Origin of the sequence: Nostoc sp. (genome assembly GCF_036917775.1) — a bacterium.
Lineage (GTDB): Bacteria > Cyanobacteriota > Cyanobacteriia > Cyanobacteriales > Nostocaceae > Nostoc.
This window is the reverse complement of record NZ_JBALEQ010000024.1, coordinates 112,059-138,063: the sequence shown is the minus strand read 5'-3', so window position 1 is coordinate 138,063 and position 26,005 is coordinate 112,059. Positions and strand designations below refer to the sequence as shown.

26 protein-coding genes and 1 pseudogene are annotated in these 26,005 nt (G+C 39.6%); 7 read left to right on the top strand and 20 right to left on the bottom strand.

Annotated features, from left to right (window positions below; genetic code table 11):
- Positions 1-48: 48 nt before the first annotated feature.
- The 10 genes from V7K69_RS04400 to apcB all read right to left on the bottom strand — a co-directional run bounded on the left by V7K69_RS04400 (position 49) and on the right by apcB (position 9,042).
- Positions 49-576, bottom strand: a complete 528-nt coding sequence (locus tag V7K69_RS04400; protein WP_335031759.1) for an NIL domain-containing protein — start codon at positions 574-576, stop codon at positions 49-51.
- Positions 577-1,067: 491 nt separating this feature from the next.
- Positions 1,068-1,334: an NIL domain-containing protein gene (locus tag V7K69_RS04395; RefSeq protein ID WP_335031778.1), complete on the bottom strand. Its 267-nt coding sequence runs from the start codon at positions 1,332-1,334 to the stop codon at positions 1,068-1,070.
- A 92-nt stretch (positions 1,335-1,426) separates the two neighbouring features.
- The gene (gene cysW, locus V7K69_RS04390) at positions 1,427-2,302 is read right to left on the bottom strand and encodes a sulfate ABC transporter permease subunit CysW (RefSeq protein WP_335031757.1); all 876 of its coding nucleotides are present in this window, start codon (positions 2,300-2,302) and stop codon (positions 1,427-1,429) included.
- On the bottom strand, positions 2,289-3,149 hold the full coding sequence (gene cysT, locus V7K69_RS04385; protein ID WP_335031755.1) for a sulfate ABC transporter permease subunit CysT: 861 nt from the start codon (positions 3,147-3,149) through the stop codon (positions 2,289-2,291). The genes cysW and cysT overlap by 14 nt, the downstream gene beginning before the upstream one ends.
- Before the next feature lie 168 nt (positions 3,150-3,317).
- Positions 3,318-4,463, bottom strand: coding sequence for a sulfate ABC transporter substrate-binding protein (locus tag V7K69_RS04380; protein WP_335031753.1), 1,146 nt, complete (start codon positions 4,461-4,463; stop codon positions 3,318-3,320).
- A 359-nt stretch (positions 4,464-4,822) separates the two neighbouring features.
- Positions 4,823-5,158: a XisI protein gene (locus V7K69_RS04375; RefSeq protein WP_335031751.1), complete on the bottom strand. Its 336-nt coding sequence runs from the start codon at positions 5,156-5,158 to the stop codon at positions 4,823-4,825.
- A complete protein-coding gene (locus tag V7K69_RS04370) occupies positions 5,146-5,565 on the bottom strand; it encodes an element excision factor XisH family protein (RefSeq protein WP_335031749.1) in 420 nt (139 codons plus the stop codon). Before V7K69_RS04370 ends, V7K69_RS04375 begins: the two co-directional genes overlap by 13 nt.
- A gap of 83 nt (positions 5,566-5,648) precedes the next feature.
- Entirely contained in the window at positions 5,649-7,823 is a 2,175-nt protein-coding gene (locus tag V7K69_RS04365; RefSeq protein ID WP_335031747.1) for a Z1 domain-containing protein, read from the bottom strand.
- On the bottom strand, positions 7,820-8,296 hold the full coding sequence (locus tag V7K69_RS04360) for a hypothetical protein (protein WP_335031745.1): 477 nt from the start codon (positions 8,294-8,296) through the stop codon (positions 7,820-7,822). Before V7K69_RS04360 ends, V7K69_RS04365 begins: the two co-directional genes overlap by 4 nt.
- Before the next feature lie 236 nt (positions 8,297-8,532).
- A complete protein-coding gene (gene apcB / locus V7K69_RS04355) occupies positions 8,533-9,042 on the bottom strand; it encodes an allophycocyanin subunit beta (protein ID WP_185586508.1) in 510 nt (169 codons plus the stop codon).
- Between the two features lie 357 nt (positions 9,043-9,399).
- Between apcB and glnA the strand changes: the two genes are divergently transcribed.
- Positions 9,400-10,824, top strand: a complete 1,425-nt coding sequence (glnA, locus tag V7K69_RS04350; RefSeq protein ID WP_335031743.1) for a type I glutamate--ammonia ligase — start codon at positions 9,400-9,402, stop codon at positions 10,822-10,824.
- A 127-nt stretch (positions 10,825-10,951) separates the two neighbouring features.
- On the opposite strand, the gene V7K69_RS04345 is transcribed toward glnA, so the two are convergent.
- The gene (locus V7K69_RS04345; protein WP_012411649.1) at positions 10,952-11,152 is read right to left on the bottom strand and encodes a hypothetical protein; all 201 of its coding nucleotides are present in this window, start codon (positions 11,150-11,152) and stop codon (positions 10,952-10,954) included.
- Positions 11,153-11,442: 290 nt separating this feature from the next.
- Between V7K69_RS04345 and V7K69_RS04340 the strand changes: the two genes are divergently transcribed.
- Positions 11,443-12,501, top strand: coding sequence for a class I SAM-dependent methyltransferase (locus tag V7K69_RS04340; RefSeq protein ID WP_335031741.1), 1,059 nt, complete (start codon positions 11,443-11,445; stop codon positions 12,499-12,501).
- A 795-nt stretch (positions 12,502-13,296) separates the two neighbouring features.
- Here the strand turns inward: V7K69_RS04340 and patX are convergent.
- Together patX and V7K69_RS04330 are read right to left on the bottom strand one after the other, a co-directional pair.
- Positions 13,297-13,524, bottom strand: coding sequence for a heterocyst-inhibiting protein PatX (patX, locus tag V7K69_RS04335; protein ID WP_335031739.1), 228 nt, complete (start codon positions 13,522-13,524; stop codon positions 13,297-13,299).
- A gap of 107 nt (positions 13,525-13,631) precedes the next feature.
- Positions 13,632-15,401, bottom strand: coding sequence for an FAD-dependent oxidoreductase (locus V7K69_RS04330; protein ID WP_335031737.1), 1,770 nt, complete (start codon positions 15,399-15,401; stop codon positions 13,632-13,634).
- Positions 15,402-16,215: 814 nt separating this feature from the next.
- Between V7K69_RS04330 and V7K69_RS04325 the strand changes: the two genes are divergently transcribed.
- Positions 16,216-17,157 (top strand): hypothetical protein, encoded by a 942-nt coding sequence (locus V7K69_RS04325; RefSeq protein WP_335031735.1) that lies wholly within the window; start codon positions 16,216-16,218, stop codon positions 17,155-17,157.
- A gap of 77 nt (positions 17,158-17,234) precedes the next feature.
- Here the strand turns inward: V7K69_RS04325 and V7K69_RS04320 are convergent, their stop codons facing one another.
- Both V7K69_RS04320 and V7K69_RS04315 read right to left on the bottom strand, forming a co-directional pair.
- Complete coding sequence (locus tag V7K69_RS04320; RefSeq protein ID WP_335031733.1) at positions 17,235-18,905, bottom strand: ABC transporter ATP-binding protein; 1,671 nt, start codon at positions 18,903-18,905, stop codon at positions 17,235-17,237.
- A 185-nt stretch (positions 18,906-19,090) separates the two neighbouring features.
- Positions 19,091-19,384, bottom strand: a complete 294-nt coding sequence (locus tag V7K69_RS04315; protein WP_114080534.1) for a hypothetical protein — start codon at positions 19,382-19,384, stop codon at positions 19,091-19,093.
- A 645-nt stretch (positions 19,385-20,029) separates the two neighbouring features.
- Between V7K69_RS04315 and V7K69_RS04310 the strand changes: the two genes are divergently transcribed.
- Positions 20,030-20,338: a hypothetical protein gene (locus V7K69_RS04310; RefSeq protein WP_335031730.1), complete on the top strand. Its 309-nt coding sequence runs from the start codon at positions 20,030-20,032 to the stop codon at positions 20,336-20,338.
- A gap of 285 nt (positions 20,339-20,623) precedes the next feature.
- On the opposite strand, the gene V7K69_RS04305 is transcribed toward V7K69_RS04310, so the two are convergent.
- On the bottom strand, positions 20,624-20,833 hold the full coding sequence (locus tag V7K69_RS04305; RefSeq protein WP_335031728.1) for a hypothetical protein: 210 nt from the start codon (positions 20,831-20,833) through the stop codon (positions 20,624-20,626).
- A gap of 649 nt (positions 20,834-21,482) precedes the next feature.
- Between V7K69_RS04305 and V7K69_RS04300 the strand changes: the two genes are divergently transcribed.
- Positions 21,483-21,809, top strand: a complete 327-nt coding sequence (locus V7K69_RS04300) for a hypothetical protein (protein ID WP_335031776.1) — start codon at positions 21,483-21,485, stop codon at positions 21,807-21,809.
- Positions 21,810-22,031: 222 nt separating this feature from the next.
- Positions 22,032-22,379: a thioredoxin gene (trxA, locus tag V7K69_RS04295; protein ID WP_335031726.1), complete on the top strand. Its 348-nt coding sequence runs from the start codon at positions 22,032-22,034 to the stop codon at positions 22,377-22,379.
- Between the two features lie 136 nt (positions 22,380-22,515).
- Here trxA and V7K69_RS04290 read toward each other — a convergent pair whose 3' ends face one another.
- The gene (locus tag V7K69_RS04290) at positions 22,516-23,049 is read right to left on the bottom strand and encodes a dihydrofolate reductase family protein (protein ID WP_335031724.1); all 534 of its coding nucleotides are present in this window, start codon (positions 23,047-23,049) and stop codon (positions 22,516-22,518) included.
- Positions 23,050-23,064: 15 nt separating this feature from the next.
- A complete protein-coding gene (locus tag V7K69_RS04285) occupies positions 23,065-23,319 on the bottom strand; it encodes a TIGR03643 family protein (RefSeq protein WP_335031722.1) in 255 nt (84 codons plus the stop codon).
- Between the two features lie 26 nt (positions 23,320-23,345).
- Between V7K69_RS04285 and V7K69_RS32880 the strand changes: the two are divergent.
- Positions 23,346-23,411 (top strand): annotated as a pseudogene (locus V7K69_RS32880) (IS200/IS605 family transposase); the annotation flags it as partial.
- Between the two features lie 76 nt (positions 23,412-23,487).
- Here V7K69_RS32880 and V7K69_RS04280 read toward each other — a convergent pair.
- Both V7K69_RS04280 and V7K69_RS04275 read right to left on the bottom strand, forming a co-directional pair.
- Positions 23,488-23,970, bottom strand: a complete 483-nt coding sequence (locus V7K69_RS04280; protein WP_335031720.1) for a hypothetical protein — start codon at positions 23,968-23,970, stop codon at positions 23,488-23,490.
- 106 nt (positions 23,971-24,076) lie between these two features.
- Complete coding sequence (locus tag V7K69_RS04275; RefSeq protein ID WP_335031718.1) at positions 24,077-25,876, bottom strand: ABC transporter ATP-binding protein; 1,800 nt, start codon at positions 25,874-25,876, stop codon at positions 24,077-24,079.
- Positions 25,877-26,005: the final 129 nt, after the last annotated feature.

The following is a 26,005-nucleotide window of genomic DNA, read 5'->3' as shown; positions in this document are numbered from 1 at the left end:
CGCCACATGAATTTCATGGCGAATGGAATTACACTATCTCACCAACCCTCAATATTCTCTAAAACTTGTAAAAGTTGTTTCTTGACAGGCTCTTACAGTTAATCCATAACGAGAAACTAGCTCAGAAATCACCGGCTCTTTGTAATAAGATTTTAAGACACACAGTTGCAAGCGCAATCGATTAGTTTGACCCAGAGAAATCCATTGCTGGAATTGTTCTTGCCATTGATTTGTCAGGAATGCAGAATCTTTGGGACTCAGTTTGCTAGCTAGATTTGGGAAAGGTAAAGAGTGCTGGTTAGATTGAATGTGGTTAGCGATCGCTAATTCCAGTAAATTCACTCCCAATCCTTGCAAGTAAGATAGGCTATTTGTCAGTTTTTGGGGATTTCCCGAAAGTTCCAAATCAAACCAGCCATCGCTGTCACTATCGGATGTCAGTGATGCTGCTTTGATATTGACGGTTAAACCATAACGAGACACCAGCCGCGAAATTACAGGTTGCCTGTTATACCTCTGAGGTACGAGAATGCGGCTGTGGACTGAAGCAGGTTCTACAGATTTACTCTGAGACATCAGATTAATTCCCAATAGCAATGCCTAGGCAATTTTTTAGTTCGACAGAGAATCTTGCTGATGCCGCGCCCCTAGAACTCAACTTTGCCTAATTGAATGTCAGCCTTATAGAAATTTTCATCTTTTTGGCTCTTATTAAACCACGGCATCTCTATCGTTTTAACGTATTTATATTATGTAAAGGAGATTCCCACGAAGAATGCAAAAAAGCAATGGGTAAATTCACGTAAAATATGCTGGATTGATGTTAAGCGCGTTGTCTGACGATCGCATACGCCTAAAATGTCGATCTGATGGTGCGAGCGATCGCCTTAATAAATATCGTTAATGATCAATTGCCGAATCAGTCAATACTGTTACAAATACTATGTCTAATAGTTTTAATAGAGTTAAATCCCTCTTTGGCTGGTGGGTAAATTCAAATATAGGAGGTTTTTATCTGTAGTGCCGTTCCCCAAAATCCTGAATTAGGGAATAGCAATCAAAATACTTTACCAATCGGTTGCTTTAGTATCATCCCAGACTTCTAATTCCAAATCATGGAGATAGGTTAGTCCGCTCTGAATTTGTGCATCTGTTCCTTGTAATTCAAGGTCAAACCAACCATCCCCGACAGCATTGGCTCCTAGAATGGCTGCTGTGATATTCACAGTCAGATTGTAGTCAGACACTAGGCGAGAAATCACAGGTTCCTGGTGATAGTCCTTGGGAATTCTGAGTCGAATCCGTTTATTGGTAGGTGTGTTACTAGACATAATTAGTTAATAGCCGTAGAGGTGAATGGGGGCAGAGGGGTGGAGGGAAACAAAGATGAATAACCAATGCCCAATGCCCCATGCCCAAAACCTAACTATTCAACATCTTTGATGCGGGTTTTCCGTTCTAAAATCTCTTTAAGCACCAAAGTTACTACTGCTAGCAATGCTAACAATACAGCCGCAGAGAAAGCAGCTTCGGTTTCATACTGTTTGTAAGCATCTTCTACAAACAGTGGTAAGCTCTGGGTTTGGTCAGCAATGTTGCCAGATACCACCGAAACTGCCCCGAATTCACCCATTGCTCTGGCATTGGTCAAAATTAAACCATAGAGTAAGCCCCAACGGATGCTAGGTAAGGTGACACGCCAAAATATCTGCCAATCTTTCGCACCTAGAGTTCTAGCAGCTTCTTCTTGATCCTTACCAAATTCCTCTAAAACGGGAATCACTTCCCGCGCCACAAAGGGCATACTCACGAAGGCTGTAGCCAGCACCATACCTGGAAAGGCAAAGATTATTTTGATATCATGTGCCTGGAGCCAAGGGCCAAACCACCCATTGCGTCCGTAAAGTAGCACAATCATTAATCCTGCAACTACGGGTGAGATGGAAAAGGGCAGGTCAATAATGCTTAAAACTATGGCGCGTCCAGGAAATTTATGACGAGCGATCGCCCAAGCTGCACATAACCCAAATACTGTATTCAAAGGCAGAGAAATTACAGCCAGCAACAGTGTCAGCCAAGCTGCATGGAGAAAAGCTGGTCGCGTCAGGTTGGATAGAAATGGCCCAACTCCCTTGCTGAAGGCTTGAACAAAAACGTTGATTGCAGGGATGTATTGAACTAAAGCTAAATAAGCGATCGCTATACCAATTAAAACTATTGGCACCCAACTCTTCTGTTCTTTCGGCTTGGCTGTATATGTATCAGATACAGATGAATGAAAACTTGGCTTATCTAGTGTCATATCTCCTTGCCCATGCTTGTAAGAAATTAATTGCCAATAGCAATACCAACGAAATTGATAGTAAAACTATGCCAATTACTGTTGCACCCGAATAGTCATACTGCTCTAACCGTTGGAAAATCAGCACAGGTGCGATCAAATCTTGATAGGGCGTATTAGAAGAGATAATTACAGTTGACCCATATTCCCCAACTGCACGGGAGAAACCCAAGGCAACACCAGTTAAAATTGTCGGAAATAAAGGTGGCAAAATTACTTTCCAGAAGGTCTGCCATTGAGAAGCGCCCAAACACCAAGAAGCTTCTTCAATTTCATGTTCCATTTCCTGAAGTACGGGTTGCACAGTTCTCACAATAAAGGGTAGTGAGATAAATATCATTGCCACCGCTACTCCCGTGCGGGTAAAAGCTACCTTAATTCCCAGTGGTGCTAGTAGCGAGCCTATCCAGCCATTATCGCTGTAAACTGTTGCTAGGGTTAGCCCTGCTACCGAAGTTGGCAGTGCAAAGGGTAAATCTACTGTGGCATCAATCAAGCGTTTTAAGGGAAAGTCGTAACGCACCAGAACCCAAGCAATTAGGGTACCAAATACGCCATTGAGTAAGGCAGCAAATATTGCTGTGACAAAAGTTACATTATAGGTGGCTAATGCGATATCACTGGTTGCGATCGCCCAAAATCTCGCCGGAGGTTCCGTACTCGCTTTCAGGAACATGGCAATTATGGGGATAAACAACATCACTGTCAGGTATGCTATGGTGATTCGCCAAGTCCAGGGAACCCGCCGCAATTTCTTCCAGAATGGTGTTTTGCGCTCAACTTCCAAAGAAGAAGATACAGTCGTCATAGTCAAGAATTCAAAATTTAAATTTCACAAGAAGTTTTTTACCAGTATTCGTAATTGCTAATTCGTAAATCAAAGACATTCCAACTAATTTTAATTTTCGATAAAACAATATTGTGGTGTCATCACTACGAATTACGAATTACGAATTACGAATTACTTAATTACCGTTTATTTTTGGGCTTGAATCTTATCAAACACGCCCCCATCGGCGAAAAACTTCTTATCGATTGCACTCCAACCACCGAAGTCTGCAACTGTACCCAAAGTTTTCACCTTGGGAAATTTGTCTGTGACTTCTTTAGTTTGAGCTAAAGTCTCATCCACAGGACGGAATCCTAATTTGACAAACTCTTGCTGTGCTTCTGGACTATAGAGGTATTTCACAAAACCTTCAGCAACTTCGCGGGTTCCATGCTTATCGACATTCTTATCTACCACTGCGATCGGATTGTCGATGGATATGTTTACATCGGGAATGACATAATCAACTTTCTCGCCCTTTTGCTGTGCCAAAATCACTTCATTTTCGTAGTTGATTAAGACATCTCCCTGCCCTTGCTTGGCAAATGTATCAGTAGCTTCCCGTGCATCTTTAGGCAATATTGGTACATTTTTGTACACTTTAGTCACAAATTCAGTAGCTTTAGCCTCATCGCCACCTGTTTTAATCACAGAATCCCATAGCGCTAAGAAATTCCACTTAGCAACACCTGAAGTTTTGGGGTTAGCAGTAATTAGTTTTACACCGTCTTTAGCTAAATCTTGCCAGTTTTTGATGCCTTTAGGATTGCCGGAACGAGTTACTAATGCTGCAACTGATTTGGAGACAATACCGTTGTTGGGAACTTCTTTCTCCCATCCTGGCTGAATCAATCCAGCCTTTTCAATCTTTGAAGTGTCTCCAGCTAGTGCCAAGTGGACGACATCTGCTTCCAAGCCATCGATAACAGCGCGAGTTTGAGAACCAGAGCCGCCATAGCTTTGCTTAAAGACGACAGTTTGGTTATGATCTTTCTTCCACTGTTCTACAAATTTAGGAATAATTGCTTCGTGAGCCGCTTTGGTGACAGCAAAGGAAACCAGAGTTAGTTCAACACTATCTTTGTTTGCAGCCACAGGAGTAGCGCTAGCATTAGGGGTTTCAGAAGAAGTATTCCCAGTTCCTCCACCAGAGCAGGCGGCAAGCGCCACACTCAATACAGTCCCTACTAAAAAGAGTGATACAAAACCTTTAAGCGAATTTAGTCTGAACCGATATGTTCCATGTTCAGCAATCGCTTGTAATCTTTTCAGTGGGTGTTGCCACAAACTCATTCCATTTCCTCCGCTAAATCTACAGATAACTGATGGGAATACAGTTATATAGTGTTTATCATACCGGATGATTACATCTAACTAGTTGCAAACACCAATAAACCTCACATTCTTCATCAAGAATATGGTGATTCTACCAATTATGTAAGGAATTACAATACTTTTATTTTCAAGTATCAAGTTGCTTGATACATTGGTTGGCTGATGTATCAAGCAATTTGCTATAGAATAACTAATTTTTGAAAATGGTTTATTCTAGCGATCCGCTTTGATTGAAGGATGCAAGATAGCGCATCGCTAGCGAGTCGAGGAGCGGCGGCAAGTATACAGGAGGAATCTCCATAAATAAATGTGGGTAATTAATATACAGCAAAATCCGTATATTGCCGTAGTTCAGGAGGATGAAAACCCAAAACAATATCTTCGCGCAAAATACCCGCTTCTAATAATGCCTCTGCCACTGGCTGCGAAGTACCATCATATTGAATCCATACTTTATCATTAATAATATCTATATGTACCACCGAACCATGTACGCGGCGCACGCCATCCCAACCGATATGTAATACTTCGTAGTGGTCTCGCTCCGAGTCAATGACAGCTTCAGTCTCTATTTGACCATTAGCAGGTTTGTGAGTAGCGTAGTCAAATATCAACTGACGAATAATTTCACGATACCGAGCTAGCTTATCCATCTGATAATCCTCTCTAGTTGCTCGTCAAAGACAATTAGGTTTATTCCTATACTATTAAGAATTAGCTGACCAAAGCGTTCGGAAAATATACCTTCGTAAACTCGCTTGGGAACTGCTAAATAAAGTTGGCGTTTTGGTTGTAGTTCTTTAAGCACGCTGCGATAAACTTCATACTGTCCTACAGCTTCCTGGAGGTCATTCACGGGAGAAGGACTCAGAAAACTTTTGATTTCAACAGCTATTTTTTGATTATCCCTCTCAGCAGCAATGGTAACTCTTTCTGCTCCAATATCTACGTAAAGTTCTCTACCCCCGTATGCAAGGTATAAGGGATCGTTGGTTATTGTCCAACCATCTGCTACAAGAGCTTTAATAACTGCCGTGTGGTAGATGTCTCTGGCTGGCATTAGTCGAAAGATAGCTCCAAAAACACAGCTTTAATCTAGCAAAACTATTTTACAGAGGTGCGATCGCTAATTCAAAATATCACCTATTTATCCTCATCATAATTAAACATTAAAACAAATTTTTGTTTAGGTAAAACTAACATAGGTAGATATATAGGATGACCATCCCATTTCTTGATTTTTTCACCTTTTTGATAACAAATAATTAACGTTGGCACATCGGGATATTTTTCTTTAGCCTCTAATGACCACCTACCCGAGCCGAAGCCAAACATCCACTCAAAAGGGTCTTTTCTCGTCATATCTAATCCTTGATTATTATTTCTTTCACCTCTACGAACATTTAAACGACCCTTTGTCATACCCTTTGATTTTATATCTGTTAATCCTTTGATAATACGTTTATCTTCCCATTTTTCTGAGAGGATATAATGACTTTTTGTATAATTGAGTATTTTAATGATAAAGTCTATATCAACTTCATGATATTGATTATTATCTTGGTAATTTATTAAAAGGTTCTCAATTTCTTTGAAATTATCCTCGATTTCATCTTTTTTATAGGCTGGACTTTGAGGAAAAACTAATGAACCTGGTACTAATACATCAATTAATGAAGGATCTAAAACATTAGAACGAGTTGGTTTTAGATTTCCTCCTATCCAAACAGGCTGAAGTTTAATATTATGAATATCATCTCCAATTGCTTGACGCATCGCTTCATCTGCTTCATGAATAGAACGAAAAGCGTCTAGTATATGTTCTGGTAAAAAGAGGCGAGTCACATCTTTTAATTGGGAACGATAACCATACATTCGAGCGTGTTGATGAACCGTATCCATTACTTTTTGTTTTGCATCACGCCCATAATAAGTTACCATTAAACCATCAATTGTCACACCTCTACCTAATCTATTTCCTCCGATTAATATATTCATACCTGGATTGTAGTTAGGTTCTTTTTCGGGGTTATTTGCATTAATTATTTTAGGAATTGCGTGTCTTAGCTGGATTTTTAATTCATCTATAAGATCAGTAATTGGAGGTAAATTATCAGCAGTTTTCTTGAGCTCGTTATAAGCTTGCTCTAACCATTTTTGGGCTTGCTTATTTTCTGTATCTGAACTCTTCTTTCGAATTGCTTGATCTAAATTAATTACAAATTGACTAATGACCTTTTCTAATACACTATGAATATCTTGTTTATAACAAACATGAGCAAGAAAAGAATATTTCTCATCTTCTTTTCCAGAAGATAACATTTTATAGGTTGAACCTAAGAAGAAGCAACAAAGTGCAAGTCTTAATCCTTCAGGAATTATCCATTTATTCCCCGGATTTATTGCACCTTTTTGTTTCTTCAGCTCGTTGATTTCTCCAGCATCTACAACACAGGAGTAGTTACTGTTCTCAGCAAAAAATAACTCTCCTCCCATATAACTATCTCCTGGCTCTGGTAATGCGGCACAAAATTGTGGCTTACAAGGCTGAGAGAGCTTTTGTAATAATAAACTTTGAGGAGTCGCTGTGATTTGAATATAAATATGATTAGCAACCTCTTGACGAATTTGACCTATCGTCTCAAAAATTTTACTATCATCAATTCCATCTTTTCCTTTTTTAGCTTGTTTAGATTCATTCGTATTTAAACTAGCGTTATCCGCTTCATCATCAAAAATTAAGGTAGGAACACCTTTAACTTTTGCTGCTTTTAAAACCTTCAGTAAATTATCCAAGTGATGACCATTTTTTGTAGAAACTAATACAACACCTGTATCTTTGATATAAGGTGCAACTTTAGTTTCTGCAAAAGCATCGGGGTCTTGTTTCCATGCTTCCCAATCAAAGAAAACAGGGCCTCCTTGAACTTGATTATTAAAACGATTAGCCGTTTGTTTTCCTAACCATGTATTATCAGATGTTAAAATAATAAAACAACGAAAATTATTTTCGTGAGCCAGTGCTAAAGTTGCAATAGTTGTGTTAGTTTTACCACTTTGAACTCGTCCATAAATAAGTCCAGTTGTCCCATTAGGAATAGCGTCTTTTCCTTTATAAGGTTGGCTCACTAAACCTGTACTATTTTTCCCTACATCACCATTACCAAAATTATCTGAGTAAACTCCGACACAATTTTGGACTATTTCAATAGCAGTTTCTTTAAGTTGATTCGCTTCTCTTTCTCCGATTTTTTTCTCTAATCTCTTAATCAATCTGTCAATACAATCGCCATTAGTTTCAATCTGAGTGGGTATCATAGGTTATTTGATATTGATAAAATTACGTCAGGCCAATTACTTTGAGGGACTGTCTGCTCTAAGGGAACTCTTCCCGTACCTTTAACATAATAACTCCCTCTTAGTTCTCTTTTTACAGAAACACGCTGCTTGGCTAAACCCTCACTAGGATCAATAATTGTCCATAGTTGTTTTTCTGATAGACAACAAACGCCATCCCGATGACATATCAATGCTATAAAAAGTTTGACATCAGGATAATTTTCACGAAATGTTGTCAGCGCATTTTCTTCCTGTGAACTGAAGCTAAATGACCATGAAGAAGTCGGTTTTTTTGATATTTTAAATAGAATCGCTGATTCTTGATTTGAGCTTTTTATAGTATAAAGAGATGAATGAATATAAGATAAATAACTAATAGAGATATCAGATGTTCCTTTCAGTAGTCGAAGAAAAGCCGCGCCGTGTAGAAATTCTAGATCATTAATACTCATATAACTGTTGCCAAAAATTATTTATATCAATAAAAAATATCATACGAGCTGGTATAAAATTTTTCCAGTACTTGCTTTCCTTGTAATGCAATTAATTTGTGAGACGACAAATAGTTTTTTGCTTTAAGAAAAGTAAACGCACCTTGCCAATCAAGCCAAAGTGCGATGTCTGTAAAGTATGCTTACGCAAACTTTGTTTGTATAGTTCCGCGATTTTTAGTCACCAAGGCTAGATGCTAAATATCCTGTTCGCTCAACTCGCGTGTGATGTGATCAAATGGTTCATCCACAAAAGCAGTATTAACCACACCTGCGGCCGCTACTTGCTCTTTAATCAGATCCTTGAGAATTTGGATACCGCGAACTGTAGGCCCAATAGGCACGCCTAGAGAATTGTAAGTTTCCCGTAGCCCTTGTAGCACTCGTTCATCCAATACATTGGTGTTTCCAGCAACTAGCGCATAGGTGGCATAGCGCAGGTAGTAGTCCATATCGCGCAGACAAGCTGCATAACGACGAGTTGTATAGGAATTTCCACCGGGGCGAATCAATTCTGGCAGTTCTTCATATAACTTCAAACCCGCCTGCTTGACAAGTGCAGCCGCATTAGAATTTATCGCCGCCGCCGCTTGGACTCGGACTGTACCACTGTCAAAGTAAGACTTTAGGCTATCGATCGCATTCCGGTCAAAATACCGACCAGCTAAGTCATAATTCTTAATTAAACTTGTTACCGCATCGCGCATTCTTTTTTCTCCCAATCCTTGCTATTTATGGTTTGATATTTATTTGGCTGCACTTACGCACCAGTAAATTTTTGTGCTATTTAAAATAGATTCGGCACAAAAACAATCTATCCACTATTTAAGGATTCTATGCCAAAGTTGACCCCTATATGATGAACTTTCCAGTTTTGTACAGATGAGCGCTGAAAGGTTAATATAACCTGATAATCCAGATATCTGTAACATAAGCTACAAAATCCGCTAATGTCTACTATTTAAGATATTTCTGGTGTGTCACGGTCTGATTGAGATCAGCAGGGTTAGGATGCAATGTAAGATTCTGGTTGACTTTAGGAAATTGGTAGAGAAGGAGTAACAATGACTACACCACAAGAACTCTTGAAGAAAATTCAAGATGAAAAAATTCAACTGATTGATCTCAAATTCATCGACACAGTAGGGACTTGGCAGCACCTCACACTGTACCAAAACCAAATCGATGAGACTGCGTTCACTGATGGCGTACCATTTGATGGTTCCAGCATCAGGGGTTGGAAAGCGATCAACGAATCAGACATGACGATGGTACTCGACCCCAACACTGCTTGGATCGACCCATTCATGGAAGTGCCAACACTAAGTATAATTTGTAGTATTAAGGAACCCCGCACGGGTGAATGGTACAATCGTTGCCCACGTGTTATTGCCCAAAAAGCAGTAGATTACCTGGTTTCTACTGGTCTTGGTGACACAGCTTTCTTTGGCCCTGAAGCTGAGTTCTTTATCTTTGACAGTGCTAGATTTGCCCAAACTGCTAACGAAGGCTACTACTTCTTAGACTCCGAAGAAGGTGCTTGGAATTCTGGTAAAGCCGGTACAGATGAAAAACCCAACTTGGGTTACAAACCACGCTTTAAAGAAGGTTACTTTCCAGTCGCACCAACGGATTCTTTTCAAGATATTCGTACAGAGATGCTATTGACAATGGCAGAATTAGGTGTGCCCATTGAAAAGCATCACCACGAAGTTGCAACTGGTGGTCAGTGCGAACTAGGTTTCAAGTTTGGCAAGTTGATCGAAGCGGCCGACTGGTTGATGATTTACAAATATGTCATCAAGAACGTTGCTAAAAAATATGGCAAAACCGTCACCTTCATGCCAAAACCGATTTTTGGCGATAACGGTTCAGGAATGCACTGTCACCAGTCCATTTGGAAAGACGGCCAACCTCTGTTTGCAGGTGATAAGTATGCTGGTTTGAGCGATATGGGGTTGTACTACATTGGTGGTCTTCTCAAACACGCACCAGCGCTGTTAGCAATTACCAACCCTAGCACTAACTCATACAAGCGCTTAGTACCTGGTTATGAAGCACCAGTGAATTTGGCTTACTCCCAAGGAAACCGTTCTGCTTCTATACGTATTCCTCTATCTGGCACTAACCCCAAAGCCAAGCGTCTAGAATTCCGTTGTCCAGATGCTACATCTAACCCCTACTTGGCATTTGCTGCAATGCTTTGTGCTGGTATTGATGGCATCAAGAACAAAATCCATCCTGGTGAACCCTTAGATAAGAATATCTATGAACTCTCTCCAGAAGAACTGGCAAAGGTTCCTTCAACTCCAGGTTCTTTAGAATTGGCGTTGCAAGCATTGGAAAAAGATCACGCCTTCTTGACCGAATCAGGCGTTTTCACGGAAGACTTTATCGAAAATTGGATTGACTACAAGCTAGGTAATGAAGTTAAACAGTTGCAACTACGTCCTCATCCCTACGAGTTTTATCTTTACTACGATGCTTAATTAATTAAATTAAGAATCGTATCTAATTAAAAATAAGTTTTGCCACCCTAGAGTAAAGGGTGGCTTTTTTTCCAGAGTTGTCACTTGAGATATTCACTCAAAAAATCCAGCTTAAAACTCTTGAAAGTTAGCTCATAGAAGCATGGCTGGGGCCATAAATCATCCGACTACTAGCATCTACCTTCCCTTGAATTGGGTTCCAGTAGTGAGATACTTCTTCAGGAAGACCTAATTCTTGTGCAGCCCGCATCAGCATTGATTGTTGGCGATTTTTGACTTGTTGATGTTCACGCACCATTAATGCACGAGATTTATCTGCGATAGACATAACCATAGTCCTCTCTATTTTGTGAATATATAATTTTTGGTTTCTTACAAGACTAATATAACAAAAATTCTGTAACATAAGCTACTTTTTACATAAATTTATGTTTTGCTTTGCTGACAATATTAGCCATTTGTCCCCAAAGCTGGAAAAATCTTCCTCAATCTATCTTTAATGGCTAAAATCATCTGGCTTCAAGTTTGTCTTCCCTGGGAGCTTTTACTGTTCCAACAGTAGGTAATTTTTTCGTTACAATTATTTACATAGAAGTAATCAAAACTTAAGCTATTTTTATGCCTGAGAGTTTAACTAAGCTGACTTATCAAACCTTTCAGCAGGGTAAAAATTACTTTGGTCTGGCTCACAAGATATTAAGTTCACAGTTGAGGAACCTGGTGTATCCGACACTTGAACAAAAGACCAAACCCATCCCAAATGAGCTTTTAGTCAAGCTTCAACAGAGATTGAACCAGCTGCTCGAAACAGACTGGCAAGATGCCCAAAAAGGTGTCTACCCGGAAAGTCTATTATTTGATAATCCCTGGCAAGACTTTTTTTCCTACTATCCTTTGGTGTGGCTAGATTCTGCTCAAATCTGGGAGCGGGTTAAACAACAGAATTATCAAGATTTTTCGCCCGAAATTGACACAGATGGTTATCCCAGCTACTACGTGCAGAACTTCCATCACCAAAGCAATGGCTATTTAAGTGACTTGTCAGCCAATTTATATGACTTACAAGTAGAAATTCTTTTTGGTGGGGCAACTGATGCGATGCGGCGGCGAATTCTCGCTCCTCTCAAGCAAGGACTGAAAGCTTTTGATTCGGTTACACCAAAGCAAGTCCGTATTTTGGATGTAGCTTGTGGAACTGGGCGGACTTTAAAGTTAATTCGGGCAGCCTTGCCTCAAGCATCTCTGTTTGGCACAGATTTGTCACCAGCTTATTTGCGGAAAGCAAATGAACTACTATCTCAAATCCCAGGAGAACTACCGCAACTTTTGCAAGGTAATGCCGAAGAGTTACCTTATGTAGATGATTATTTTCATGCTGTAACTTCTGTTTTTCTCTTCCATGAGTTACCAGCATCTGTACGTCAGACAGTTATTGAGCAATGCTTCCGGGTAACAAAACCAGGTGGAGTCTTTATTATCTGTGACTCCATTCAGTTGAATGATTCACCTGAGTTGGAATATGTGATGGACTCTTTTCCTGAAACTTTCCATGAACCCTATTACAAGCATTACACCACCGATAACTTGGTAGAGCGTTTACAGAGAGTAGGCTTTGAGAATATTGAGATACAAGCCCATTTTATGAGCAAGTATTTCATTGCTCATAAGCCAGCTTGAAACAATACCTTTTCATTGCCTTTTCTTTAAGGAAACTTTACCTAAAAAGGACAGATGCAAAATTTTGCATCTGTCATTGGGTGTAGAATAATTAAGATGAGTGAGATGCTCTAGCAGATACTTCTTAATATTTATTTTGTAGAAAACCATCTGCGAGGAGGACGAACTAGGGTGCAAGAGTAGGTTATAAATAGTAATATTTGTTGCCAAGTGCAATAAATCTATACTACTTGTGCGAATCCATGTCCTAGATAAGCTCAAATGGAACGAAAGGGATTTTATGCTTAGGTAAAGGACGCTAAACACGCGTCGAAGTGAAGACCCATTAGTTGCTCATATAGAAACCAGCTACTCAATGTATGAGAAGAAAAGATATTGGGGAATAAAGTGAGTGAAGTTGCCTTAAGACTATTTCCTTAACAAGCAAAATGTTTGAATTAGACGTGCTTTAGATTAACTGATAGTCTAAATAACATCTATTTCTAGAGCCGTTAAGGATTGAGACGCAGAGCTTCCCACAGAATATAAGCAACAGTTATGTAGCTTTTGGAGTTGTTAATGCTGCTGATCAAGACACTTAATTTTATTTGCGTTTTGATCGCCAGGATTAAAAGACCAACTAATGATGATATACAAAGCTTGCAGTTGAAATACTAAGCGATCGCTGAAGATTTTCGTGTGTCAACTGTATATATCTCTATCACAAAAGCTGTGTCAAATATGTTGGCACAACATCGTGTTTTCTGGAACTTTAGTTTTGGTTCTTTTGGAAGAACAGGCATTATCCTACGGTGGTTAAACCACAACATAGGTATTTTTGAATTTTTGTGTCACTTCCCTACGCCCACTACCGCGATGACGTGGCGCATCATCTGGATTTTGTTCAGATGCTGCCGAGAGCCACTGTTCCGAAGTAGGCGTGGAAAGTAGCCCAGTTGATAAGTGATTGACCATTGCTTGGCAGTTAGAAGCTAAGGGGCCGAACACCAGACTCGATATTAAAAGTGAAATGGCAGCACGCATAGCAAATGTCTATTTTGGAACTCTCCACTTCACTGATACTTAGCTTTTTGATTAATATCCGGACAATTCATCAAAAAGTATTCTGTTTTACTGAAAATAAACTCTTCTTATCCTCCGTTTAAATGTTCGACTAATAACCAATTGCCAAAGTGATTATGACGACCCCACAATGTAACTAATTGTTCGTGGGGGTAAGCGCGTAATTGCTCGTCGATATGCGATCGCAAAGTCACAAGCGGCCAATTTTGCCCTTGATATGCGGCTGGCGCTGTGACAGCAAATCTGTATTCCTGTTGTTCCAAGCGGGAGAAAATGCCTTTGAAACAGTTACTTTCCCGAATTAATGCCTTATCAAAAGCAGAGTTAGGGTACTCATTCTCCGATGGGCAAGGGCAATAACCACTAACTGGATAGGCTTGTGGGTTATTTAAGTAATACAGTTGCCAGTGCAGCCAATCCGAACGATTGGGTGGAAGATTAAATAAAGGAATAATTGCTGTTTTTGAATGATTATCCTCTAATAAAGCTGTTTGCAGTGATCTAACAGGTAAATGCCTCGGCTGACAGTCTAACTCAACACATATCGCCGCCGCCATACCTGCTGCTTGACCAATGCCCATAACTACAGGTTGTAATCTGGTAGCGCCATTGGCAATGTGAGAGACAGAAATATTCTTTTCACAAACCAAGAAACCATCTGTTGTGGCTGGAATTAGGGAACTGTAGGGAATTGTAAAGGGTGTCCCAGTCCAACGTCCGCCCCAACGGATAGATTTTGGTTGCAGTGGGAATTGAACACCAGGATAATGATGGTCATTGGCGTAGTTACCAACTGCGATTGCATCATTAAATATAGATGCAACTCTTCCCCCGGCAATCGGCAAAATATCCTGTTCTCGGACAGTACTTAGTCCCAATAAGCGGCGGCTTTCCCGATAATAGGGATGCAGTGCAAAAGCTGTAGAGGCGTGAGGAAATACTTTTTCTGCTAAACCATAGCGACGACCAAGCTGATTTTGGATAAAATGGGCAAAATTTTGGCTATGCCAGCGAGATTCTTGGATGAATTCACCTCTGGACACATCTGACTCTATCAGCCGCCCTACTCCTTGGCCGTAGTCATTGCCACAGATTGGCCAATTAATCATGAATCGATTACCAGGCAAACGTCCATAATTCAAAAATGTCTCTGCTCCATAGCCATCCCAAGCATCTGTAAACTGAGATGGATTATAGTTAGGGACAGCTGGAATTTCTGGTGCAATTGCATCACCAAAGTCTTGCATAATCACTACATAAGTGGGCGCTTGCACAGGATATTTCTGGGTGAAAGAGTTAAAATCTACTGGGGCGCTTGGTTCTCCCCACTCAGATTGCAATTCCCAACCCCAACGGTAAGGTATCTCAGCTAAAGCTAATAAATCTCCTAATTCTGTACCGTCGAGAATAATTTTGGCTGTGACAGCAAAATCAGCAAAGCGTACACCAGTAATAGAATCACCTTGCCGGAAGACTTCTAAAGGCACTTGTCCAGAAATCCAGTGCAGATTTGGCAATTCCTGCACCCAGTCTGCAAAAATCTCTGCCCCAATTCCAGGATCGTAACTAAAAAAGCTTACCCAGCTGTTATCTAATCCTCCGGGCTGCCGTTGCCGCAATTCCTGCAAAAACGCACCCCATAAACCCGTTTGAAAGACTTCTAATTCATTGCCATCGGGTGCAGACACCCCAGCCGAGGTTAGCATTCCCCCCAACCAAGAAAATTCACTCACCAAAATCGTTTTAGCTCCCCGTCGCGCCGCTTGGATAGCAGCCGCAGTGCCTCCGGTTCCTCCACCGACAACTAAGACATCAACTGTGTATGTCTGATTAACCATTGCTTAACCTCACTGGAGTTTCGTTATATTCCCCCAGATAGCTTGGCATCAAATAGATAAATTATTTTATTTTTTAGATACTGAGCATTAAAGGTTCTCAGGCGAAACTGGGCGGAACTAATACAGAAGAAATTATTATTTCTGATTCGATTTATCAACCTTATGTACTACGTCCACAGTTCTGGGCTTTACATAATTTTGTCTTTCTGACTAGTTATAAATACTCTTTTGATATATATAATTCCTAAATCATTCCTGAAAAATTAGATCCCCGACTTCTTTGAGAAGTCGGGGATCTAGACATCGCAAATTTTCACAATTAATCTAGGATTGCTATACAAGCGCCTATATCTCTGTTACCTCAGTAGATAGAGCCATCCTATTTATATTTACATAGTTTGATTTTTTCACACTGCGATACTTAGAGAAGCTTCTCATGTCAGGAAAAACAAACTTTTTATCTATCTATATACCACTTTTGAGAAAGTGAGATAATTTAATTTTTTGTACTCAGCTAGTAGAAAGATTTTAGCAATTTTGTTCATTTTAATTTATACATAAATCAGAGAACACAATATTAAATCCTTTAAGAGCAAGACTTACAAGGAATTGGGATATGCGTAGGATTTAGTATTACATCTAATCAGGGATTGAATTTTTTAGCCATACTCATGAGAAATTTTTTTAAATGGATAGAAATAAATACAACTTGTATATATAGCTAAAGACAGAGGTTATAACTATTGAAGAGTATTTAATATTCATATAAATAGTTTTTATGGATTACTAGAATTTCAGTAAAATCAAAACAATTATGTTTACTAATTGTCTAAAAAACAATGATAAATTAAGTGGAAATCAAAGCAAGAATGTCTCAAATGTTGAAATAGCGCTTTTTATAGATCAAATTAAAAGTAATATCTGGATGTTTGGTATTCCATCTTGGCTTTTTGGAATAACCGATAGAAGTATAGCTGCATTTGCTGATGGCTATTTATCATATATAGAAATATTCCAGCTATTTACAGCTTCTTTCTTTTTTGTGAGTTGGCTATATCTCAAACCTAACGAAAGCTTTAACAGCAATGATTTAGGGCCCAGCCAATATCAAGAATATCTCGCTCGCACTCAAGCTAATAAGCTTCAAGTAAAAAAGCTCCACATGATTAGCCAGGAGTATATTTTACCGTTTCCTTATCTTTGCCAAATTTATCATTTATTGAACTTAAAGCATTTAGAAACAGTTCATAATTTTAGCCTTAATAATCTGAAAATTTTCCAAATTAGTCAATTTCAGCCCACCAGCACTGGTGGAATAATCAAATTCCAAACAATATTAGACTCGCCAGCTAATCCTTTGAGAATTTGGCGACAACCGATTGTGGAGGTAGATTTAATATTACATACTCCCTACACTGTTGAATTGAGTATTCCAGTTTACAATAACAAAAGGATAATTGTTTTATTTAATGCTTTTCCGTTAAATGACTCAGAACATCAGTTCTTTATAGATATATATAGTGACTTAGAGTGGCCAAAGCCATTATTACAAATAATATTGCATTTTGCTTCTTGTTTGACACTATTTGAAGATTTGCCGTATCTAAGAGCTTTAGCGGATAAAAATATAGGGCGTTTATTCCACTTAAACAGGGCTTCAAATCACGATACTGCATTGCTATTTAAAAGATTCGTTGAACTATATGGTTCGAGTGGAGAAGCAACTAAATTACTTAAGGGGAGTGAAGAGAGTTAGGAGTTAGGAGTTAGGAGAGACGCGATTAATCGCGTCTGTACAGGAGTTAGTAATTCATAACTCCTCACTTTTTTGAGTTAAGCGCGTGCTAGTAAAGGGGCAGAAGCTAGTAGTGTTTTGGTATAAGGGTGCTGAGGATTGGCAAAAATAGTTTTTGTCAAACCGAGTTCGACAATTTTGCCACCATTCATCACGGCAATACGATCGCACAAAAATCTAGCTAACCAGAGATCGTGAGTGATAAACAGATAAGTTAACTCAAATTCTTCTTTTAATTGCAACATCAAATCTAGCACTTGCGACTGCACGCTAGCGTCTAACATACTCACAGGTTCATCGCAAATCAAAAGTTTAGGGTGAGTAATTAAAGCACGAGCGATCGCAACTCTTTGCTGTTGTCCCCCAGATAAATCTGATGGATAACGCTCATAATATACTTCTGAGGGTGTTAACCCAACTTTCTCTAGCATCCACAAAACCTGTTCTTTTGCCTTAACAGGAGTGGCTAAATTGTGGATAAATAAAGGATCGGCGATACTTTGTCCCACAGTCATCGCTGGATTGAGACAAGCATGAGGATCTTGAAAAACCATTTGGATTTGTCGCCGTGAGGAGCGAATTTCTTGAGGTGACAGTGTAGTTAAATCTTGTCCTAAAAATTTAACTTTGCCACTGGTGGGACGAATTAGTTGCAGGATTGTTCGTGATAGTGTGCTTTTACCGCAACCTGATTCACCGACTAAGCCGAGAATTTCTCCTGGATAAATATCCAGATTGATACCATCTACTGCTTTAATTGTCTGCGCTTGTGTGTTAAACAGTCGTTCGATAAAGTTAGGTTCTATGGTGTAGTATTGCTTGAGTTCTGTAATACTCAAAATTGGAGATTGCTGATTAATAATCGGTAATTGCTTTTCTGAGTCGTTGGCAATTATCAATTCTCCATCATCGTTTACTGCTTGAATGTGTAAAGCTGCTTTTAAGAGCGATCGCGTGTATTCATGTTGAGGTTGTCTAAAGACGGTTTCTGTAGAACCCATTTCAACCATTTTGCCCTGGTACATCACGCCAATGCGATCGCAATACTCAGCCACCATTGCTAAATCGTGAGAAATCAGCAACAATCCCATGTTTTCTTCACCGCACAGGCGAGTTAATTCTTGCAATATCTGCGCGGAGACGGTGACATCTAAACTGGTGGTGGGTTCATCGGCAACAATTAACTTGGGGTTGAGGAGTAAAGCTAAAGCGATCGCAACCCGTTGGCGCATTCCACCGCTAAATTCGTGGGGGTACTGATTCCAGCGAGTAGCGGGGATATTCACCTTCGCCAAAGTAGCAAGTGCTTTTTCTTTGGCTTCCCGCGTTGATAATTCTGGTGAGTGCGCCTGAAGAGTTTCGATACAATGCTTACCAATCGTCATCAACGGATCGAGGCGTGTCATGGGATCTTGAAAAATTAGTGCGATCGCCTCTCCTCGAAATTTCCGCAACTGGTTAGGCATCAAGTCAAGCACCGACTGTCCTTGAAATGTCACCTTTCCCTCAACACAACTAGAGGCTGGTAGTAAACGCATTACTGCCCGTCCGATAGTTGACTTACCACAACCTGACTCTCCCACCAATCCCATTCTTTCACCTGGTTGCAAGGTGAAAGATACATCATCAACCGCCCAGCTTGCCTCTTCTCCACTCCGTTGAGGATAGGCAACTCGCAGATTTTCGATACAGAATAAGGCTTCACTCATATTTAGTTATCAGCCCTGGGCTACCAGCTTTTATAATTTCAAATTTAAGATAGTCTATCAGATTATTATTAAACCTCCGTTGTGCGAATATCTTTATTCTCATTAGCTTACTGATTTATACCGCTTGTCTCAAGTTTCATCAGTTAATGTTAGGAGACAAGTAAGTATTTTTACTATTAAGCTAATTAATGTTCATGATCTTGATGATGATCGTTTGTGCCTTGCTCAGTTTCTAGTAGCCGTGAAATCAGCACGTCTGGTTTTCTACTAATAACAGACCTAACTTTATCAATAGCAACTACTTCACTGATTTTTACAACCATTTCCCAGAGAGTGTCCTCTTCTGTATCTTTGTTGTAAGTTCTATGTTTAAACCACAACAAATCATCCCAAACTCCAATAATTGTGGCGAAATACCACTTTTCTCGTACTAATATCCAAATTTCTTGTTCTAAGTAAGTCTGTAGAAGAGATTTCACAATGACTAAGATAAAGATTGTGCTACATATTAAGTAAGTATTAACAGGTAAGACAACAGTTAAAATACGGATATGCTTTAGTGTAAATTACATTTGTATAATTTAACGATTAGCAAGCATAAAACCTAGAATAACTATGTTTCAGATAATATATCAGTTGATATTGTCTAAATTTGGACAAAAATAACTGTATAAAATACAATTTTATGATTTTGTATTAGCTGTAACAGACAAGAAGCATATAATACATAACTTTTACTGAGATAGATCGAGGCTATCGCCCAAGTAGTATTATTCCCAAGAGTACGACCCAAACTAACAGAACTGTTTCCTATTTAGCACTTTGGATAATGTGGGACTCATATTCGATTTTTGAAAAAACTCCGTACAACTCAAAAAGCTTCTTTCTATTGCCCCTTGCCTCTTACCTACCCACGCAAGTAAGTATAGCTACGCTCCCGTGAGGGATACAAAAATCAAAGTATATTCCTCTATTAGCCAGTTAAAAATATTTAATAAGGTAGTTTAACTGATTAATTCACCCATTTGCGGGAGGTAATTAACAAGCCAATAAGTGTACCTTGCTTATAGTAAGACCAACAGAAGATGGTTTGAAGCAGCAGTTACACAATAGATGTATCAATCATGTTAAACCTGATATTAACCAAATGTATAAGAATCCAACTCTTGTTGGTTTCAACAGCTTTTTTGCTGGCTGTACAAACTTCTGCCAATGCTGAACAACCCCTTCCTAATTTGACTCCTGCACAAGCTCAAAGTTTGTCCCGTGACTTAGTTCCATATAATTCTCAAGACTTTTTTAGACAAGGAAAAGATTCGATTGAGAGAGAAATTCAAATTCTTAGGCAAAGGCAACTGCGCTCAATTAAACCTGTTCTTAAGATTCAGTCAGTACAGCCGATTAAAAGACCACCTACGCAGCAAAAACCCTAATATAGCAGTCAGCTTTGATTTCTATTCGCGCAACGTGGGTAGGCAAGAGGCAATAGGCAAGAGAAAAAAAGCTTCTTTGAGTTCTACCTAGCTTCGTAAAAATCAAATCTGAGTTCTGTATGTTATCTAAGTCGGAAGTATTATGATTTTATGATACTGATACCTTAGATAGATTTAAGCTATAGCACATAAATCGCATTTTCAGGCACCACAATAACTAGGCTCTGCTTTCCATAAACAGAGTTTTTGTATTTTAAATAACCTTTGTAACAAAAAGGTACAATTTTAATCGTCTAGCAAACTCATCAATGCTTGAACTTCAACGTCTTGCGGCTCTGATAATTGACACTGCAACTTTAATAATTGGCTCTGTAGTGCTTCTACTACATGGATCATATTAGATTCTTGGGCAATTCTTAACTGATTTTCTTTAATTTGGATTTGTTGAAGCAAGTCGTTTTCAATGTGAATTGAGTTGGAATGTTGAGCAATCATAGGTTTAGATTTCTTATCAAGATATAGAGGGGGATTGAAGAAGAATTCAGAAGTTAAGGCAAAGACGTTTCAGTTAGCTCCAGTCAGAATTAAGATACTCTCTAAAAGGATGTTTGAAAAGTCCTTTTGTCGGTATCAAAAGTGCTTAAAGTCACAATTAAACACTTTTCAAACAACCTCTAATAGTTGCTATGACGCAGGCTTTACGCTTTGCTATCAGCCAGTTGTACAGAATTTATTCTGTTAGCAGTAGCGGGACGTTTAGCCCATTATGGCTTCTGAATTATGACTCTTATTTCGACTAAATTTATCATCAATGTATTATTCCACACTTTTATAATTTTTTAAATATATGGTAAATTAATTTTCATTAATCATAGTGTTTATGGGTATGGCAGACTTAATACACCATGTCCATTTTTTTAGGGGCTTTTACAAAAATGTAAATCATGATATAAGATTGGTTGACTTAAGGTGAATTTTAGATGACACACATTAAGATTTACGCATGAGTAACAGAAAAGCTAGGCATAGAGAACACCGAGAAATAATAGGTTGAGATATTTTTTGCGTAGCTTCTTACAGATAAACTTATCTGTTACTTAATCGAGTCTTGTAGAGAATTTTCAACGATTGTTTTGTGAATAGCATGAACTTAAAACTTATAAAGAGAAAAATTTTTACAATGGTAAAAATTATATCTACAGTTCTTATATCCAGCGCAATTGGATTAGAATCATGGAATATTTATGTATTACTAACTAATAGTAATATTCCCAGCAGCCTTAATCCAATTTTTTGGATTGAGCGTTTTGCCATGACGTGCCATTTTATCGAAGCTATTATAGCAGCTTTTTATGCACCTTCAAGAAAAAAGATGCCAATACAATATGCCACTTATACTTTTTTTGTAGGCACCATTGGGTTGTTAGAACTGTTTGATCGAGATGATGCTCCTACATCTTCTACATCCTGAAGAGGTGAAGTTTTTGGCTTAGGTAGGTTGGTAGGTGCAATGTCTACGACGGGCTACGTCTACGCAGCAGGTATAAGATGATTAAATCCCCGCTACTGAGCAAAAGTCAGTAGCGGGGATTTTCCAATACAGGTGGCTGGTGAACCTGACGGACAGAAGAAGGTATAGTTTGTATAGTGAGCTTTTTGCTGCAATTTTATTTTGATACTAAGGAATTAAAAAATGTCTGCTGATACTCAGATAGTTAATTATGTTGAAGAAAGTGAATTTGATGTTGTTTTAAATGGAAGTGAAGAGAAAGTTGTTGTTGTTGATTTTACTGCTACTTGGTGTGGGCCCTGTCGGCTGGTAAGTCCTTTGATGGAGCAACTTGCTGAAGAATACAAAGGCCGTGCCAAAGTCGTTAAGGTAGATGTTGACAGGAATAAGCCGATTTTCAAAAAATTCGGTCTTCGCAGTATTCCAGCAGTTTTAATTTTCAAAGATGGCATTTTAGCAGAAACCATTGTGGGAGTTTCTCCTTACGAACAGTTTAGCGAAGCTGTTCAGAAGCTTCTTGAGGTTGCTTAAACTTAATTCGTGATTAACAAGGCTTTTTCCCAGATACCTGATAATGGCATTGACGTTTCAGGTGGTGTTTAAATTTCCCGAAGTTTTGAGTATCGGACTTATCACCACTTGAAGCATAATTATGAATTGTACATTTTTAAAGCTTCCCTTTTCGCCTATAATGTGATTGTAGTAAACCGCTAGAATATTGTTTTAAGTTAATCAGTTCCAATTTTTCTTCAGGGATAGGCGGTGGGAAAAGCTGTATACCTCCACCTAAGATAATTGGAATAGTTGAAATAATATATTCATCAATCAAGCTGTGCTGAAGAAATGAATTGATTAATGCTCCGCCACCAACTAGCCAGATATTTTCAAAACCTTGAGCCTCTATATTTGCCAAAGCGTTCTTGACTGTATCAGAAACAAATACAACGTCCTCGCGGTCAGATTGAAGATGGCGTTTGGTGAAAACAAATGATTTCTTCCCCGGATAAGGCCATTCATCAAAACCCAGTCCTACTTCATAAGTATTACTGCCCAAAACAATAGCATCAATAGATTCGTAGAAAGCACCATAACCATAGTCTTCTCCGTCTATATCAAGGATTGATAGCCAATCAATTCCGCCATCACTGCGAGCAATATAACCATCCAAACTAGCTGCAATGTAAAGTGTAACTTTCGTCATTTTACTTTCAATTAGTTACGTTTTTTGATTGTGCGATTTAAACCGACCTGCAATAAATTCTCGCTTAGATAAATGCTTTGTATTGCGTTTGGTAACTCGCTTTCGCCACATCTGAAAACTAGATTCTTTCATTTCACGCCTCATTAAGGCAATTACCTGTTTCTCCAGCAGTCCAAACTGAGCCTCAATCGCATCAAAAGATGTTCTATCTTCCCATGCCATCTCAATGATGCGATCGATGGTTTGTGAATCGAGGTCAGGTAGCTTCATTTTTTTGCTGGTAAATAAATTTACTTTCTGTTGGGGGTGCGCCACTTGAAGTTCTTAAAAAATACATTCAAAATCAAGAAAAGCCGTCGTAGAACACGGGGTTTTAAACCCATTTTTCTGATAAATACCAAAGAGTGGCAACTTATTGAGCGATCGCCTAGACCTACCCTAAACTGGCATAAGCTTAATTGCTTGGCCAAACATTTTTTCAATCATCTCTGGTTGCATGGTCTGCAAATATTGCGGCACAAATTCCGGCGGTAAAAACTCAAACAGGATGCGATTCTCCACCCAAAACTCGATCGCACTAAATGGGACACCATCTCCCTGCTTGCGAGTCAGGACGCGCCATCCCTCGCGTTGACCGATTTGTTCGATCTGCTCCTGGGTAGTGGTAACCGAAATTGCCGCATGGTTAGCCACCAATTTAGTAGGTTCAGCTTGGAGTACCTGCGCTGATTCGCCATCAGTACCTGGAACCCATACATCACCTTCTTTAAACACCACAATGTGAGTGCCATCCTTGTCAAAAGGCATCACAAGGTAACTACCTGGAGTGAAAAATTTATATACCTTGCCATTTAAAACTTCAGCTAGAGCATTAGCAACTTGCAATGGATTGTGAGCGTCGATCGAAATATGCAGGATCATGAGATAACTCCATGAAAATAAACACAAAATCGTGGGTTATTGATTAAATTTGACCTACACGGGGCAGATAAGTATAAGTTCTTGATTGAGAACCGTTATCTATATTTTACTTTTCCTCTTGAAGAACCGTTGTGTCTGCTGCACCCAGTTGTAGACCATAGAGGTTGGCGTATACACCTTGCCGATTGATGAGTTCGGCGTGAGTACCTTGCTCTACAATTTGTCCCTGCTGAATTACTAACACCTGATCTGCCTGGGTAACTGTGCTGAGGCGGTGGGCAATTACAAAACTGGTACGACCTTGCAGCAAACGAGCGATCGCACTTTGTACTAGCGCTTCTGTGCGCGTGTCAATGCTGCTGGTGGCTTCATCAAGAATCAGAATGCGCGGGTTAATTAATACCGCACGGGCAATACTGATTAGTTGTCGTTGTCCCTGGCTCAGGGGCGCTCCTCGTTCACCCAATTGGGTTGTATAGCCTTGTGGTAGTGAGGTAATGAACTCATGTACATTTGCCAGTTGTGCAGCCGCTTCGATGTCAGCTTGGGTAGTATGGGGAGCGCCAAAGGCAATGTTTTCGGCGACAGTACCAGTGAACAGAATATTATCTTGTAAAACGATGCCAATTTGACGACGTAGACTGGCTTGGGTAACACTACGCACATCAATATCATCAATTTTTACTGCACCACCAGATACATCGTAGAAACGCAAAATCAAGTTAATAATTGTACTTTTTCCCGAACCGGTCGGCCCGACTAATGCAATCATCTGTCCTGGATAGGCGTGCAAATTCACCCCTTTGAGAACCAATTGATCTGGGTTATAGCCAAACTTGACATTCTCAAATCTCACTTCCCCCTGAATCGGCGGCATTTCTGTCGCATCGGGTGCATCTTTGAGTTCTGATGGTTCATCTAGTAATAAAAAGATTCGCTCTAATCCGGCAAAGGCAGATTGAGCTTGGGTGTAAAACTGGCTGAGAATCTGGATAGGGCGGAAGAACTGCTGGACGTAAAGTAAAAAGGATGTCACCACGCCCACTGTTACAGCCCCAGTGACGGCAAGATAGCCACCATAAGCCAGTACACCTGCGGTTGCGAGTGTGTTGAGAAAATCGATGGAGGGCAAAAAGGCTGAAGTAATTGCTACAGCCTCGACATTGGCATCACGATTTGCAGCGTTAAGAACGTCAAATTGGGCGATGTTTGTCTGTACCCGATTAAATGCCTGTGCTTCTCTGACACTGCCAATATCTTCTTCCAACTTGGCGGAAAGCTCCCCAATGGTCTGTCGGGTAACGCGAAACCTGGCTCTTGCCCAACGTGCAAACAAACTTGTGGTCAAAATCATCAGTGGTACAACTAGGTTGCTCAACAAACCGAGTTGCAGGTTGATTGAGAGCATGGCAATGACTATACCGACCAAACTGAAAATGTTGCCCAGCATTTGGGCGATCGTCAGTCCAAATGCCTGATTCACAGTATTGACATCATTCAGCAGACGGCTCATTAAATCACCCGCTTCGCTGCGATCGAAAAAGCTGAGGGGCAGACTTTGGATTTTGAGAAAAATATCTTGCCTCAGTTGAGCCAACAATCGCTGCATAATCCAGCCGACTCGAATAATTTGACCCCGGATTGCTATAATTCCAAGTCCGTAGTTTAGGGCTAGTAGACCTAATAACAGTAGGAGTCCCTGTAAATTACCTTTTTCAATTAGGCGATCGATTGACCAACCTAGGAAAAATGGCCCAATTGCCTGAGTTACAGCACCAATAAATACTAATGTCAGGGCGATGGGAATTTCTTTGCGATAAAGTAGCAGGTATTGCAAAAAACGCCGCAGGGTAGAAAGTTGCTTACTCGCCTGCTCAGATGCAACAACGGGAATAGTGCTTCTCATAGCAATTTTAGATTTTAGATTTGGGACTTTGGATTACAAGGTCTTTGCTTTTAATTAGTTGTTATAAAAGTCTCGAACAAGACTATTTATTAATACGGTTCAGTTAAGGCTTAACTCTTTGTCAAAGTC